We start from the raw sequence: 14989 nt of genomic DNA on the forward strand, positions 1-14989 counted from the left end.
CGGAACCCCCCAGTGGCACCTGGTGTCGAAAGCAGAGTGATCCGGCTTCGTTTATCTAGTCCTGTGGCGGTGGACCCCACATCGCCGCTGGATTGGCGGACGCAGGCATGGCTGCTGTCTGCGCTCATCTTCAACCTGCCGTTCTACTTCCGGTATGGAGGGGATCTCTGGATGGAGTGGCCGCTGCCCCAGTATTCGCTCCTCCTGGGGGTGGTGGCCTTGCTGGTGGCCGTGGTTTTCTTCTTCCTCCCGGCACTGGCCATGCACACCTCGCGAAAGCCGCTGTTCGAGACGCTCGCTGCGTCCATCGGCACCTTTCCCGCGGAGGCGGTTCGCGGGTGCGGCGCAGTCCTGCTCATCTGTTACCTCTCAGAATTCCTGGGCCTCCTGCGCTGGTTGCTCTCCCAGGCATGGAGGCTGGAGGCTTTCAACTGGACCTTCGAGTGCCTGATCGCGGGGATTCTTGGTTTCCTCTGCTTCACCGGACTCCAAGGTGAGACGGCCGCCGCGAGGATGGCTTGGGTTTCGACCCGGCTGGGGGTGGCGATCCTGCTGGCCGCCTTGATCCGCGTGCATGACGGGTGGCCGGCCATCCCTGGCGGGTTCCCGGACTACACAGGGCAATCAGCAGGCATGGTCCTTTGGCGCGGCCTCTCCGGAATTGCTCTCTACGTAGCGCCCTTGGCCTTCTTCGCGGCCGGCTGGAGCAGCCGTGGCGCGGGCCGCAAGCAGGTCATGGCGACAGCCTTTGTAGGCTTGGCGCTGCCGTTGTTCACGGCACTCCTGCTCGTGGGCATATCGAATGTGGCCGTTCATTCGTCTCCGTACTACCGTTATGGTGGGAACCCGAGTATTGCTTTGGCGCTGTGGGGCGGTGCCGCACAAAGCGCAGTGGCCGGGCGCATGCTGCTCGCCGGGCTGACTTTCTTCGGCCTGGCGCGGTTCTGCATCCGGGCACTGGCGGATTCCGCGGCGTTCTTTTCCAGGAAACGCGCGGCGCAATGGTGGATGACCGCAACGGCCATTGCCCTCCTCACCGGACTGTCGCGGTACAACTTCGATCAAAGGCTCATCCACACCCGGGTGGCCACTACCTATGTTCTGGTCGCCGCCTCAGCGATCCTGACCTCCGATTGGGTCCTCAAACGGCCACAGGCAGAGGGCCGGCACCGGCTGGACTGGGTAAGCTGCGCGGCTCTCGTGGCAGGCCTGGCCGCTCCCTGGTATTTACCAACGGTGATTGTGGGCACCGGTCAGGATGCGTGGGGGTACCAGTCCTTACTGCCCTCTTACGCAATGGCCCTGCTCACCTGCCTGCTGGGACGGCTGGCCGAACGGGCCTTGCTCGCCAGACGCGGTGACACGGCCGTCGCCGTCAGCTTGTAGCTGGATCGCTCCACCTCTATTGCGGCTGGACAAATTTCCTCTTGCGCCTAGGTGTAACACGTGCCATAGTACACTTGTGATTGCGACCAAGGCCGGAGACACCCCATGATTCCGTTCCGGGTTACCCTGCAGTCGGGCATTCCTGTCCACGAACAGGTAGCGTTCGAAGCCAAGAAAGCCATGATCTCCGGACGCCTGCGGCCCGGTGATCCCTTCCCTTCTGTGCGCGCCTTGAGCAAGGCGATGAAGATCCATCCCAACACGGCGCAGAAGGTGGTCGCGCAGCTCACGGCGGAGGGATTGCTGGAGGTGCGGCCCGGCATCGGCACGGTGGTGCTGGCGCCGCCGCCCGGCACACGCTCGGAACGCGGCCAACTGCTGGGCCGCGAAGTCGAACAACTAACGGTCGAGGCCCGCAAGCTGGGGTTGACGCGGCAGCAACTCCACGACGCCATCGATGAACACTGGCTCTTGCTGGAGCCGGTCCCGGAGGAGAAAGCATGAGCAGCCCGCTACGCACTGAGCAACTGACCAAGCGCTTCCGTTCCGTGGAAGCCCTGCACCAAGTGAGCCTGGATGTGCCCGAGGGCGCGGTCTTTGCGCTGGTGGGACCCAACGGCGCGGGCAAGACCACGCTGCTCAAGACGCTGCTGAACATCGAGCAGCCGACCTCCGGCCACGCCGAGGTGCTGGGCGTGGATACTCGTGCGATGAAGCCGGACCTGCTGGCGCGCATCGGCTACATCTCAGAGAACCAGCGCCTGCCCGGCTGGATGAAAACCGGCTACTTCCTCTCGTACTGCAAACGGTTCTACCCTGCCTGGCGCGATGACGATTTGGCGGAACTGATCCGGCTCTACCAGCTTCCGCTCGACCGCAAATTGAGCGAACTGTCGCGAGGGATGCGGCTGAAAGCCGTGCTGGCGTCCGCGCTGGCCCACCGGCCCAAGCTGATCCTGTTGGACGAGCCCTTTAGCGGCCTCGACGTGCTGGTGCGCGAGCAGCTCATCGAGAGCATCCTGGAGCGCACGCCCGAAGCCACCGTCCTGCTGGCTTCGCACGACCTGCCGGAGATCGAGAGCTTCGCCAGCCACGTCGCGTATTTGAACGAAGGCCGGCTGGAGTTCGCCGAGGAGATGGGCAGCCTGACGGAGCGCTTCCGCGAGGTCGAGGTCACGCTGGAGGAGCCGACTACCCTGCCCGGCGACCTGCCGCGCAACTGGCTGAATGCCGAACAGTCCGCGGTCGTAGTGCGCTTCACGGATTGCCGGTTCGATGGCCGGCAGACACAGGCTGAGGTCCAGCGCCGCCTGCGCGGCGTACGTGATGTGACGGCGCGGTCCATGAGCCTGCGTGCGATTGGGGTGGCCCTGGCCAGGTCGGCCGAGGCCAGTGTGGGAGCGAGGTAATGTCATGCCGATGATGCTGCATATCTTCCTGAAGGATGCCCGCCGCCTCTGGTGGGTGGTGCTGGCGACCTGGGTTCCGCTCACGGCGCTGGCGTGGCTGGACGCCGCCCGGACAGACTGGCTGATCAACCAGCCGGAGGGTTGGCTCAACCTGTTGGTCCCCCTGGCATGGGCGTGCCTGATCGCAATGGCGGTGCAGGAAGAGCCCCTGGCCGACAAGCAGCACTTCTGGATCACTTGGCCTTACCGCTGGCCGGCGCTGCTGGCCTCGAAGCTCCTGTTCGTGACCGCCTTCATCCATATCCCGGCGCTGGTGGCCGACGCGGCGGTCGTGGCAGCCCACGGCTTCCCGCTGTCTGGTTCGATCCCGTCGCTGCTCTGGAAACAGGCGGTGCTGGCGGCTGTGGTGACTGGTCCGGCGATGGCACTGGCCTCGGTGTGCCGCCGGATCCCGCACTTCCTGGTGGCCGCGATCCTGCTCTTCGGAGGCGCCGCTTACCTGGCCGCGTTCTCGGGACAGATGAGTCCATGGCTCGCTCCCGACACACTGCGCAGCGAACTGCCTGCGATCGTCGTGGCTGCGGCCGCCGTCCTGGTAATCCTGCTGCAATACAGCCGGCGGCGCACAGCCCCCTCACGGGTATTGGCCGGTGTTTCCGTCCTGGCGGCGGTGGCGCTCTACACAAGCCTCACCCCCACGTTGACAGCCCGGCTGCGGGTCGCGCTGCATCCTGACCGGACCGCCCTCTCCGTGCGGTTATCGGACTCGCGCCCCGAACTGCCGCCGGCCCTGTGGGTCAGGCGGACGGAAGCGGCGTTCGCTTTCCTGGCTGTGCCGGTGACGATCTCTCCAGCACCGCGCGCCACCGAGTTCCTGATCGACCGGCCGGAGCTGGAGCTCGTCGCCTCCGATGGCCGGCGGCTGCGCAGCGTCGTGCCCACGCCCGGCTACCGCCCCGGACCGTCCGACGTGATCGCCTATTTCGTCCCAAGCGAGCAGGGGCAGAACTGGCTCGGGTTGCGGATCCCGCGCCGCGTGATGGACCAATTCCGAGGTGGCCCCGTGGCGATCGTGGGACGCTCGACGATGAATCTCATCAGCCGCGGCGAAACCACATGGATGCCCGCCGACGGCAGCGCCGCGGTACCCGGCCTGGGACGGTGCAGCGCCGGGGAAATGGCAGGCCAGGGCCCCTACGGCGACGGCCTGTTGAAGGTGCTGTGCGAATCGCTGGATCCGGTCTCGTCTCTCACGCAGGTGCGCTTGTGGAATCCGCGGACGGGCCAATCCTGGCGGCATCGCCTGGGGGACAGCGCGCCCACCATGTACGGCCCGCGGGAAGCGTGGCTGTCGCCTCTCCATCGCCTGCAGACGTTCTTCCAACTGTCCGCCGGCGCGCGCACTCCGCAGCCGGGCAACGAATGGCTAGTGCCGCCCGAGGCGCTGGCGGGCGCGCGCGTGGCGATCACGCCTGCGTCCATCACGGCATCGGCTGCGCTGTCCATTGAGCTCCAGGCTGTGGCGCTGGAGGAGTTTGTCGTGACCGCGAAGCAGTGATCCGGAGAGCCGGATCGGTGGTCGAGATCCGCTCCAGTTGCGAGAAATGCTGCGCGGGGCTGGAGCCCTGCCTCGTCGAAACTCTGCAGACCGCGGAGTGACTATTGCGCGAGACCTTCGCCCGAGGTCCGGTAAGAGTTGCACACCCCGGCAATTCCGGAGGGCATTCCAGGGACCAGTCCCGCGACAGCGGCAGCGGCGTCACTGATCCCGCTGCTCTCCTGCATGTGCTGACTGACCGACCACCCGTGGTCACATGACTCTCTGCGATCAATTGGGGACACTGCCAGCGGGCCCTCAAGATGCTGTGTGCTCTCCTCCGGCGGACCCGGCAGCCATTGCCCAGTAGACTTTGCCGCCAAACTTGCGGTGAAGGGCTCAGTTGGCCAACGGCGTGCACTCATTTCCCGTGTAACCGGCTCTCGGGCCGGTTCCTGGAGGAAGCCGGCGGCGGCGGGGCTTTGCGGCGATAACGGACAGGCGCGACTGTCCGTGCCCAGGCTCCTCCACCGGCTGGCGGAAGCATGGGCCGCGCCGGGGCGGGTGCGTCCCCTGGCCGGTCTGTCTACTGCGATCTGCGCCATGCGCCGCGCTCTTCACGGCTTTATTTCGAGAGGAAGAAACCTATGAATCAGATGTATCTCGTTTTGATCGCAGCGTCCGCACTGGCCATGCCGGTGGGCGCCCAGCAGGTGTCGCGCCGCGCCAACATTACCGGCAATGCGGTGGATGGCAAGTGCACCATCGAGGTGGATGTCGACGGAGCCGCGGAAGTGGAAGTACAGGGTGGCGAAGGCCGGATGCGCAATCTCTCCGGGCAACCCGCCGTGTGGCGCCGTTTTGTCTGCGACGGACAGATGCCCGCCAATCCGCACGATTTCCGATTCCGCGGCATTGACGGACGAGGCAGTGTGCAGCTCGTGCGGGATCCGCGCCAGAACGGCGGACGGATCGTGTTTCGGATCGACGATCCGCAGGGCGGCCGGGAAGGCTATACCGTCGATCTTGAATGGCGTGGATCGAGTGACGGCCGCTGGAATACCCAGGACACCCGCGGTTGGATGGGCCCCAATGCCCAGGGCGGCAACTCCGCCAGAGGCGAGCAGTGGCCCAATGGCCAGCGCGACCCCGGCGTTTCCGCCCAGATCGATGTCGGCCGAGGGCAGCGCGATGGCCGGTATTACAACGAAAGCGGACGGTGGAATGCGAACGGCACCGCCGAGGCAATCAGAGTGTGCCAGGGTGAAGTCGCCCGGCGCATACAGAGCGACGGTTTTCGGGACATCACATTTCGCGATGTGGCGCCGGACAACAATCCAGGCCGGAATGACTTTGTGACCGGGCGGGCCATCGCACGGGAGGGACGGCGGGGCAGGGCCAACTTCCAGTTCTCGTGCTCAGTCAACCTGGCGAACGGGCAAGTCCGTTCGGCTGAAGTGACTCGGCGGAGGTAGCTCTGTTGTCGAGTGGGGCGGGCCGCCCACGTGCGCCTTTCTATGGGAGACGCACGGGTGATGGAGGTCCAGGCCAGTCGGGACGGCCTGCATGCCGGCCCGCAAGCCTGGGGGGCCGCCCCACGACCCGGCTACGATTGGTTCACTCGTCGCGTGGCAGCAATCGTTGATTCTCCAGCGGCTTGGTTCCGCTTGACGGCCTGATGGGCGAGGCCGGACTCGATTGCGCTTCAGCGGTATTCCAGGGTGTTCGTGCGGCGGGCGCCCGGCGGTGGTTGGAACGCAAAGACGCTGGGGTCGGCTGGGTGGTCAAGATCGCACTCGTGCCAGATGGAGGTCGTCACCACTTCTCCGGTTTCGGGCAATGGACGTTGGCGACGGGCTACGGTCTTCAGCACCAGGTAGCGTTCGGGATCGATCCAGAGTTCTTCTTTCCCACCATCCCTGGTGGCCTCCACAATCACTCGAAGGCAGCGGACGCTGCGGCCTCCGGTCTGCACGGTGCCGTAGCCGGATGAGCTTGCCCTGGCGGCCAGGCGGTCGAGGTCTTGGAAACGCCCGAAATACTGATGGTGGACCCGGGCCAGCTCCTCCCGTTCCTCGCCCTGCTCCGGGCCTGACTTCGTGTAGAGCTTCCGCTGCGGTTGGTAGCCCCAGGCCTCGCCGGCTCCGGCGATGAGCAGGAGCTCGAAGCGCCCGTTCGTTCGCGACTTCTGGCGCAGCATGCAGCGATGAGGACGCGCGGCGGCGAGCGTGAACTCGGAGGAGCCCGCGCTGGAACGGGTGCTGGCACGCATGCTGTAGTCAGTGGCACTTGCATACTTGGCCGCCACGTTTCTCAGGATGACAGGCAGGGACTCGTCAGCAGCACGGGACAGGCTGGGGTGGAGAACAGCGATCAAAGGAAGCAGGAAGAGGGTCTTGGTCCCGGCCTCGCTCGCCCGGCACGCCTGAGCTTGACTGGTACGGATCGGCTGCACTCCTGGCTCTCCCTGTTGGGCCGGACTCCGGCAGTCGGACCGGTACGTCGCGGTGCTCCCTGGTTGCAGCCTAACAGTTACGCCCTGGTTGCTTCCAGGTGCAGGGCAGTTGCAGCCCCCGAACGGGTCCGCTCTCTAGCGATCGCGGCTCGGTCTGAGCGCTGCCGCGTTCGACGCCGCAAAGCTGCGGAGCCACGCCAGGTTGATGCTCGGCCAGTTGTCGTCGGTCCAGTTGTAGCGGGGCGTGGCGTACTCCAGCCAGCGGTTGTGATCCGTGTTGATCACCGGCTTCGCGGAAGATAACAGGCGGTCGACTCCACTCGTGTCCAGCACGCGCGAGTCGTACATGTTCTTCTCGAGCTCGGCGAGAAAGTTCTCCGGCACTTCGCTGAAGGTTCTCAGGCGGGCATCGAGATAGGCCCGGCGCTCGGGCGTGAGGTCGTGAGGCCGGTTGGAGGCCACGACGACGCCCTGGCCATCGGCCAGCCAGAAACTGACATGACGGAAGCGGGCTCGAAGAGTACCCAGGATGGACGCGATCTCACGCGGGCTGATGTGGTGCACCTGGATCCACTGCTGCAGCACGCCCTCCGGGTTCAGGCGGGATTTCGCCAGATCGTAGAACTCGGCGGAGTAGAGGTTCGTCGCGCCGGCAAACCAGACGCTTGTCACTTCGAGAGTGATGAGGTCGTATGAGCTGGGGCGGGCGGTGAGCAGGACATTGCGGCCGTCCTCCACATGCAGGTGCACATGGGGCTCATTCAGCACATAGCCGTTCCGGCCGCCAAACCAGGACGCGGCGGCGTGTACAATGCCCGGCGAGTATTCGGCGATATCCACATCGGCATATCCCAGCCGGACCAGGCCGTGCGCCGAGTGGCCGGTGCCCAGGCCGATGAGCAACGCGCGGTTGAAATTGCCCACAAACTGGGAAGGGATCACGGCGAAACCGAGCTGGGCCGAACCCTGCTTGCGGAGATCGTCCGAGCCCTCATACTTACCGTTCGTGAACAGCACGCGGCGGGAGAAGTCCACGCCCTTCGATTCAATCACCGTGGTGAGCCCGCCCTGCGCATCCTCCTCGAAGAAGATCATGCGCGCATCAACCTTTGGCCGCGGTCCCTCGGGCTCCTTGGGCGTGTTGCCGAAGTAAACGTTCATGCCGCTGGTGAGCAGGCGGCGATCCCAGCTCCAGGTGGAGGCGTAGCCGCCCAGCAGCAACAGGATCGCGGTGCTGCGCATCAGTGCCCGGCGGCCCGGCTTCTCATACCACAGCAGGCCCAGGCCGGAGAGCGCCAGCAGGAGGGCGATCGTCTTGAGAGACCAGGCCGATCCGAGGACAGGAATGAAGAAGAAGACCGAGGCGAGAGCGCCGGAGATGCAGCCGATTGAGTTGGCGGCGTTCAGGTAGCCGACGAAGTAGGTGCCGCCCTGGCGGGCAAGGGACGGATGGCGCAGCAGGGCCGGAAACAGCGTACCCAGGAGGGCGGACGGCGGCACAATGAGGATGGCGGCGATCAACAGCTTGTAAAGCTCGACTGTGTAGAAGTTCCGGAACCCGTCCGGCAGTTGGACGCCGAAGGCGAGCTGCGAATAGTCCCACAGGCGGAACTGCACCAGCAGGAGCACGGCGCTGACCTGAAAGAGGCGCGAGAAGACGATGGGCCGGCCGGCGTCGCGGAGGCGTCCGGCGCGCAGTGAGCCGATGAGCAGGCCGATCAGGACCAGGCCCAGCATGGAAGAAAACGCATAGATGCTGGAGCCGAGCAGGTTGCCGATGAGGTGGGTCCAGATCACCTCCAGCGCGAAGAAAACCAAGCCGGAGACGAAGGCGGCGGTGAGCAGCAGCCAGCCGTGCTGGACGGGCTGACGGCCCTCAAATCGGGCGGCCTGCGCGCGCGCGGCGCTGGTGTCTTCCTGGGGCAGCAGAAACGTCAGGGCGCAGACGACGGCGCCGAGGCCGGCACACAGCCACATACAGCCGCGGACGCCGAGGACGGGCATGACGAGAAAGGCTCCGCTGAGGGCGGCGGTCACGGCTCCGATCAGATTCGAGGCATAGGCCCGGACCCAGCGGCGGCCGGAATTCTCGTTGCGCGGATCGACGGCCATCGCGATGAGGGGAAACGACGCACCCATCAGGACGGCGGTGGGCAGCACCAGGCTGGCGCCGAAGGTAAATCGCACCACCATGCGCATGAGGGTTCCCTGTGCCGTGCTCTGCAGCGGACCCAGCAAATCAACCAGGGGATGGAAGCCGTAGCTGAAAGCGACGGCCGAGAGGCCGATGGCGAGTTCCAGCGCTCCGTAGATGCGAAGCGGGTGGCGGATGTTCCACTTCTGCTGCAGCCGGGCTACGCCGCCCGCGCCCAGGGCGAAACCCAGGAAGTAAGCGAAGATGACGATGGCGGAAGAGAAAACGGTGGCGCCGACGAGTAGGGCGACGTACTTTTCAAAGCCCTGTTCGGCGAGGACTCCGGTGAAACCGGTGAGGGCATACAACGCCAACGGCCACCACGCGCGGGCCGGACTGGCCTGCACTTCAGTGGACTGCATGGGTGTAAGGGATGACGTCTGTGCCAGCAAAGAGTTCCGCAGCCTCTAGCTTCCATCGACCCGGCGATAGCCGAACTTTACAGCCGGAGAGGGATTGGGCGGAACCGCGCAGTGGCGGTTAGCGGTTGTACGTCAGGCCGAAACCGAACTTGAACAGCGGATCGTCCATGTCGAACGGGACGTCGGCCGCCTGGGACATCACCGACGGCATATCGCTGGGCATGTCGAACGGCAGCTTGCCGGTGGGTTTCGCCTTGCCGAAGACGATATCCAGGGCGGCGGCATCGCTGGCTCCGAAGGCGGCGAGGGCTCCTGCGACGCTGTCGATGAACTCCGTCAGGATGGCGGGCTTATCCATGTTCACGATCACCACGGTGGGCGTCCCCGAAGCCGCCACCTTGCGGATGCCTTCAAGCACGGTCCAGTTTGCTGCGTTGCCGTAAGCCAGGGTGATGCCGTAGGTCGCAACCGGCGGAGGAGGGGTGGGCGCCGAGTTGCCACGCGCGAAGCCCATGGCAAAGGCTCCGCCATAAGGATAGTTGGTGGCCGGAGTGGCGACCCGCAGGATGGCGAGGTCAGCGGACTTGGGGTCGTCGACCACAGTGCCATAACGCGCGGCCACTTCGGGTGCGATGCCTTCGACATAGATCCGCTTGCCGCTGACGGCGGGCAGGATGTCGGCGGCGTTCTTCAGCAGGACGGTAGACCGAATCTGCGCTTCATAGCCCTTAGCCAGATAGGCCTCACTGGCAACGGAAGTCTTGGCCTGGTCGGGATCGACGTAGGGGTTCTCAAAGAGGCCGAGTTGGAAGATGGGGCGAAGGATGCGGCGCGCGGCGGTATCGAGAACGGTCATGGGGATGCCGCCGTCCTTCACGCTGGCAAGGATCACGGAAGGGTCGTTGTCCCCGCCGATCTGGTCCACGCCCGCCAGCACCATCATCTTCTGACGGTCCTTCTCAGAGAGCTTCTCGACGCCCCAGGGCATGTTGCGCAGCCAGTCCGTGACGACCAGCCCCTGGTAGCCCATCTTCTCGCGTAGCAGGCCATTGATCATGAGCTTGGAGAAGTTGATGGCAACGGTGTCCTTGCCGACGGGGATGAAGTAACCGCCCATCATGCCGCCCGTGCCTGCTTCGAGCGCGGCGCTGAAAGGAATCAGGTGGAGGTCAAACTGGTTGCCTGGGTAAATCGTCCACTTGCCGTAGTTGTTGTGGCCGTCGTAGCCGTCCTTCACGGGACCATCGCCCGGGAAATGCTTGGTCACCGTCATGACACTTTCGGGGCCAAGTTGCTTGCCCTGGAAGCCTTCAATGATCGCCTTGATGAGCGTCGCGTTCAAATTGGCGTCCTCGCCGAAGGTGCCGCTGATGCGATTCCAGCGGGGCTCGGTGGTGGTGTCGGCCATGGGACCGAGCAGGCATTGAATGCCAATCGCGCGCAGTTCACGGGCGGCGATCTGGCCGAACTGGCGCGTGAGTTCGAGGTCACGGGCGGCCGCGAGTCCCAGCTGATCGGGCCATTGCGAGAGCACGGGCTTGCCTGCTCCGGGGCGAGCGGTGCCGTGGCGCGGATCGGTGCTGAAGACGATGGGGATGCCGAGACGGCCGGCCTCCGCGAGTTCCTGCAGTCCGTTGTGGAACTTCGCCGTGATCTCGGGCGGCTCGCCGGCATTGGGGCGAACGAGGATGTAGCGGACATTGCGCTCGACCACCAACTGGTTGGGATTAGCGCTGCCCATGGGCTCGACGTTGTTCTGATTGGCACGGCCCAGGAATGCTCGATTGGCGTTGGAAGCAGTTCCGCGGGGCGGGCCGCCACGACCGGGTGTGGACGGGACACCGAGGACTTCGCCGTTGGGCCCGGTGAACCCGGAGAGCGAGGAGTGGATCATGAGCCCGGCCTTTTCTTCGGGCGTCATGCGGGCGACGAGATCAGCGACGCGCTTCTCGATGGGCAGGCGCCAGTCCTCATAGGGCTCGAGGGTGCCGTTTTTATTGAGATCCCGGAACTGGAGGCCGTCCTTAGTGAGGAGCGGAGCTTTGCGCGAACCAAGCTTGGGCGGGGTGGCCGCCTGAGTGGTGAGGTAAAGGATGGCAGGAGCCAGGGCGCTGAGGAGCAAACGGGAGTTCCGGGTCATTTGCCCTTCAATCGTATTACCGGCGGAGCGGAGAGGGAAGGGCCAAGTGCGGGTGTGGCATCCGTACAGACGCGTACATGCTTCTCTAATGTGCACCCTCTCGAACAGATTGGAGCGGTGAACGGGCCGGCAGCCGGGGGTGGGTTCTTAAGTCTGGCCCTGGGATGGGCAGCCTACCGGTGGGCGCCGGGAATTGACCGTAAAGTGACGGTGAAGTGCGCGCTGGATTTACTTGACTCTGTCAACTAACTTACTTGCTTCAGTCAAGTATCTCGTGGGGGCGGTGGGTGGGGTGTGGCAAAAGCAAAAAGCCCCGGGGTTGATTCCGGGGCTTCTCGTTTTAATTCGGGCAACGTCCTACTCTCCCACGCACTTGCGCACGCAGTACCATCGGGGCTGAGAGGCTTAACTTCCGTGTTCGGGATGGGAACGGGTGGGTCCCTCTCGCTATGGTCACCCAAAACTCGTTTGAGCTTTGTTCTTCATTGAATATTGACGGGGTCCACTTTGTTGCCAAAAGAGCGGGAGCTCTGTGCAAAGAGTAAATTTTATGGTCAAGCCGAACGGGCTATTAGTACCGGTAAGCTAAACACATTACTGTGCTTACACACCCGGCCTATCAACGTGGTCGTCTACCACGGCCCTTCTTAGCTTTCGCTTGGGAGATCTCATCTTGAGGAAGGTTTCGCGCTTATATGCATTCAGCGCTTATCCTGACCGAAGTTCGCTACCCAGCCGTGCCACTGGCGTGACAACTGGAACACAAGAGCTTCGTCCACCCCGGTCCTCTCGTACTAAGGGCAGGCCCTCTCAAATCTCCTACGCCCACCACAGATAGGGACCGAACTGTCTCGCGACGTTCTGAACCCAGCTCACGTACCGCTTTAATAGGCGAACAGCCTAACCCTTGGGAGCTTCTACACCCCCAGGATGCGATGAGCCGACATCGAGGTGCCAAACCGGAGCGTCGATGTGAACTCTTGACTCCGATCAGCCTGTTATCCCCGGCGTACCTTTTATCCGTTGAGCGATGACCCTTCCATACAGAATCACCGGATCACTATGTCCTGGTTTCCCACCTGCTTGACTTGTTGGTCTCGCAGTTAACCTGGTTTATGCCATTGCACTCAAAGGAGGATTTCCAAACCTCCTGAACCAAGCTTCGAGCGCCTCCGTTACAATTTAGGAGGCGACCGCCCCAGTCAAACTACCCGCCTACCAATGTCCCTGCTCCGGATTACGGAGCTAGGTTAGAATCACAGAACGATCAGGGTGGTATCTCAATGTTGGCTCCTTCGAACCCAAGAGTCCGAATTCAAAGCCTCCCACCTATGCTGCGCAGACCGACCCATAATTCATTGATAGGGTGCAGTAAAGGTGCACGGGGTCTTTCCGTCTAGTGGCGGGCATCCGGCGTCTTCACCGGAACCACAAGTTCGCCGGGCAGGTTGTCACGACAGTCGCAGGATCGTTACGCCATTCGTGCAGGTCGGAACTTACCCGACAAGGAATTTCGCTACCTTAGGACCGTTATAGTTACGGCCGCCGTTCACCGGGGCTTCAATTCGAAGCTTCGCCTTGCGGCTAACCTCTCCTTTTAACCTTCCGGCACCGGGCAGGCGTCAGCCCCTATACGTCGTTTTTATGACTTTGCAGAGACCTGTGTTTTTGTTAAACAGTCGCCCTGCGCTATTCTCTGCGGCCCACGTCTTAGGTGGGCACCCCTTCTCCCGAAGTTACGGGGTCAATGTGCCTAGTTCCTTAACAACCTATCACCCGAGCGCCTTAGAATACTCATCTCGACCACCTGTGTCGGTTTGTGGTACGGACTCCCTTGGCTCTTAGCGGCTTTTCCTGGCAGACGAACCGGCGGATTTGCCTCTCCGGTCCTCGTATCCCCCACAGCAGGAAACCATTGCCCACTGCAAGCTCAACGCTGCGTCCCCGCATCGATATCTCCTTAGGAGGTCACGGAATATTAACCGTGTGTCCATCGGCTACGCCTTTCGGCCTCACCTTAGGCTCCGACTAACCCTGAGCGGATTAACCTTTCTCAGGAAACCTTAGTCTTACGGCGACCAGGGTTCTCACCTGGTTTATCGCTACTTATGCTGGCAGAGTCACTTCCTTCCGCTCCAGTGGTCCTTCCGGTCCACCTTCACTGCTGAAAGGAACGCTCTCCTACCGCCACTATTGCTAGTGACCCGCAACTTCGGTAGTATGCTTGAGCCCCGTTGGATTGTCGGTACCGGGCGGCTCGACCAGTGAGCTATTACGCTTTCTTTAAAGGATGGCTGCTTCTAAGCCAACCTCCTGGCTGTCATAGCCTCCCGACTTCCTTTCCCACTTAGCATACATTTGGGGACCTTAGTTGGCGGTCTGGGCTCTTTCCCTTTTGACAACGAAGCTTAGCCCCCGCTGTCTGACTCCTGCGCATTCGTTCCCGGCATTCGAAGTTTGGTTGGATTCGGTAACCTGGGAAGGCCCCTAGTCCATTCAGATCTCTACCACCAGGACGGTCCACGCAAGGCTAGCCCTAAAGCTATTTCGGAGAGAACGAGCTATCACGGAATTTGATTAGCCTTTCACCCCTACCCTCAATTCATCCGAGCTGTTTTCAACCAACACCGGTTCAGGCCTCCATCAGCTGTTACACTGACTTCACCTTGATCAAGGGTAGATCATCCCGCTTCGCGTCTTTTCCCAGCGACTAAAACGCCCAGTTAGGACTCGCTTTCGCTACGGCTCGCTTTCGCTTAACCTTGCCACTGAAAAAAACTAGCCAGCTCATTATTCAATAGGCACGAGGTCAGGCATACCTTGCGGCATAGCCCTCCCACTGCTTGTAAGCATGCGGTTTCAGTTACTATTTCACTCCCCTCGCAGGGGTGCTTTTCACCTTTCCCTCACGGTACTAGTTCACTATCGGTCACAATCGAGTATTTAGCCTTACCGGATGGTCCCGGCAGTTTCCAGCAGGGTTTCTCGTGTCCCGCTGTACTCAGGAGCCACTTGAAGAGGATTGCATTTTCACCTACAGGGCTATCACCTTGTATCGCCGGCCTTTCCAGACCGTTCAGTTAACGCTTTCCTATCTCCGTTTGCTACTCTCTCACCTTCCAGCTTCCCCTTCCGGTTTCCCTTCCAGTTCTACCAGCTTGCGAGAGAGTAATTGTGGTCCTACAACCCCGAGCTTTCCTTTCGAATCGCTCGGTTTGGGCTGTTCCGAATTCGCTCGCCACTACTATCGGAATCTCTGTTGATTTATTTTCCTCCGGGTACTGAGATGGTTCACTTCCCCGGGTTCGCTTCGTACGCCTATGTATTCAGCGTACGATACCTGGTGTTCACACCAAGTGGGTTTCCCCATTCGGAGATCTCCGGATCACAGACTGCTTGCGTCTCCCCGAAGCATATCGCTGCTAGCTACGTCCTTCATCGCCTGATTGTGCCAAGGCATCCACACGCATGCCCTTAGTAGCTTGACCATAAAATTTACACCGTAC

At 62.5% G+C, this 14989-nt stretch carries 8 protein-coding genes and 2 rRNA genes; 5 read left to right on the forward strand and 5 right to left on the reverse strand.

Annotated elements, in window-relative coordinates; translation table 11 throughout:
- Positions 1-69 precede the first annotated feature (69 nt).
- From IRI77_RS18710 to IRI77_RS18730, 5 genes are all read left to right on the forward strand, one after another.
- Complete coding sequence (locus tag IRI77_RS18710) at positions 70-1386, forward strand: hypothetical protein (protein ID WP_194446565.1); 1317 nt, start codon at positions 70-72, stop codon at positions 1384-1386.
- 105 nt (positions 1387-1491) lie between these two features.
- A complete protein-coding gene (locus IRI77_RS18715; protein ID WP_194446566.1) occupies positions 1492-1890 on the forward strand; it encodes a GntR family transcriptional regulator in 399 nt (132 codons plus the stop codon).
- Positions 1887-2795 (forward strand): ABC transporter ATP-binding protein, encoded by a 909-nt coding sequence (locus IRI77_RS18720; protein WP_194446567.1) that lies wholly within the window; start codon positions 1887-1889, stop codon positions 2793-2795. The genes IRI77_RS18715 and IRI77_RS18720 overlap by 4 nt, the downstream gene beginning before the upstream one ends.
- Positions 2796-2799: 4 nt before the next feature.
- Positions 2800-4353 carry a hypothetical protein gene (locus tag IRI77_RS18725; protein WP_194446568.1) on the forward strand — a complete coding sequence of 518 codons (1554 nt, stop codon included), beginning with the start codon at positions 2800-2802 and terminating at the stop codon, positions 4351-4353.
- Positions 4354-4979: 626 nt separating this feature from the next.
- The gene (locus tag IRI77_RS18730) at positions 4980-5807 is read left to right on the forward strand and encodes a hypothetical protein (RefSeq protein ID WP_194446569.1); all 828 of its coding nucleotides are present in this window, start codon (positions 4980-4982) and stop codon (positions 5805-5807) included.
- A 230-nt stretch (positions 5808-6037) separates the two neighbouring features.
- Here the strand turns inward: IRI77_RS18730 and IRI77_RS18735 are convergent, their stop codons facing one another.
- The 5 genes from IRI77_RS18735 to IRI77_RS18755 all read right to left on the reverse strand — a co-directional run bounded on the left by IRI77_RS18735 (position 6038) and on the right by IRI77_RS18755 (position 14971).
- Positions 6038-6787, reverse strand: coding sequence for a LolA-like protein (locus IRI77_RS18735; protein ID WP_194446570.1), 750 nt, complete (start codon positions 6785-6787; stop codon positions 6038-6040).
- A gap of 135 nt (positions 6788-6922) precedes the next feature.
- Positions 6923-9343 (reverse strand): fused MFS/spermidine synthase, encoded by a 2421-nt coding sequence (locus tag IRI77_RS18740; protein WP_194446571.1) that lies wholly within the window; start codon positions 9341-9343, stop codon positions 6923-6925.
- A 118-nt stretch (positions 9344-9461) separates the two neighbouring features.
- Entirely contained in the window at positions 9462-11483 is a 2022-nt protein-coding gene (locus IRI77_RS18745; protein ID WP_194446572.1) for a glycoside hydrolase family 3 protein, read from the reverse strand.
- Between the two features lie 344 nt (positions 11484-11827).
- A 5S ribosomal RNA gene (gene rrf / locus IRI77_RS18750) occupies positions 11828-11944 on the reverse strand.
- Between the two features lie 89 nt (positions 11945-12033).
- A 23S ribosomal RNA gene (locus tag IRI77_RS18755) occupies positions 12034-14971 on the reverse strand.
- Positions 14972-14989: the final 18 nt, after the last annotated feature.

It is taken from the genome of Paludibaculum fermentans (genome assembly GCF_015277775.1).
GTDB classification, from domain to species: domain Bacteria; phylum Acidobacteriota; class Terriglobia; order Bryobacterales; family Bryobacteraceae; genus Paludibaculum; species Paludibaculum fermentans.

Coding starts and splice junctions, on each gene's coding strand:
- IRI77_RS18715 (WP_194446566.1), top strand. CDS start 1,492: ATGATTCCGTTCCGGGTTACCCTGCAGTCGGGCATTCCTGTCCACGAA.
- IRI77_RS18720 (WP_194446567.1), top strand. CDS start 1,887: ATGAGCAGCCCGCTACGCACTGAGCAACTGACCAAGCGCTTCCGTTCC.
- IRI77_RS18725 (WP_194446568.1), top strand. CDS start 2,800: ATGCCGATGATGCTGCATATCTTCCTGAAGGATGCCCGCCGCCTCTGG.
- IRI77_RS18730 (WP_194446569.1), top strand. CDS start 4,980: ATGAATCAGATGTATCTCGTTTTGATCGCAGCGTCCGCACTGGCCATG.
- IRI77_RS18740 (WP_194446571.1), bottom strand. CDS start 9,343: ATGCAGTCCACTGAAGTGCAGGCCAGTCCGGCCCGCGCGTGGTGGCCG.
- IRI77_RS18745 (WP_194446572.1), bottom strand. CDS start 11,483: ATGACCCGGAACTCCCGTTTGCTCCTCAGCGCCCTGGCTCCTGCCATC.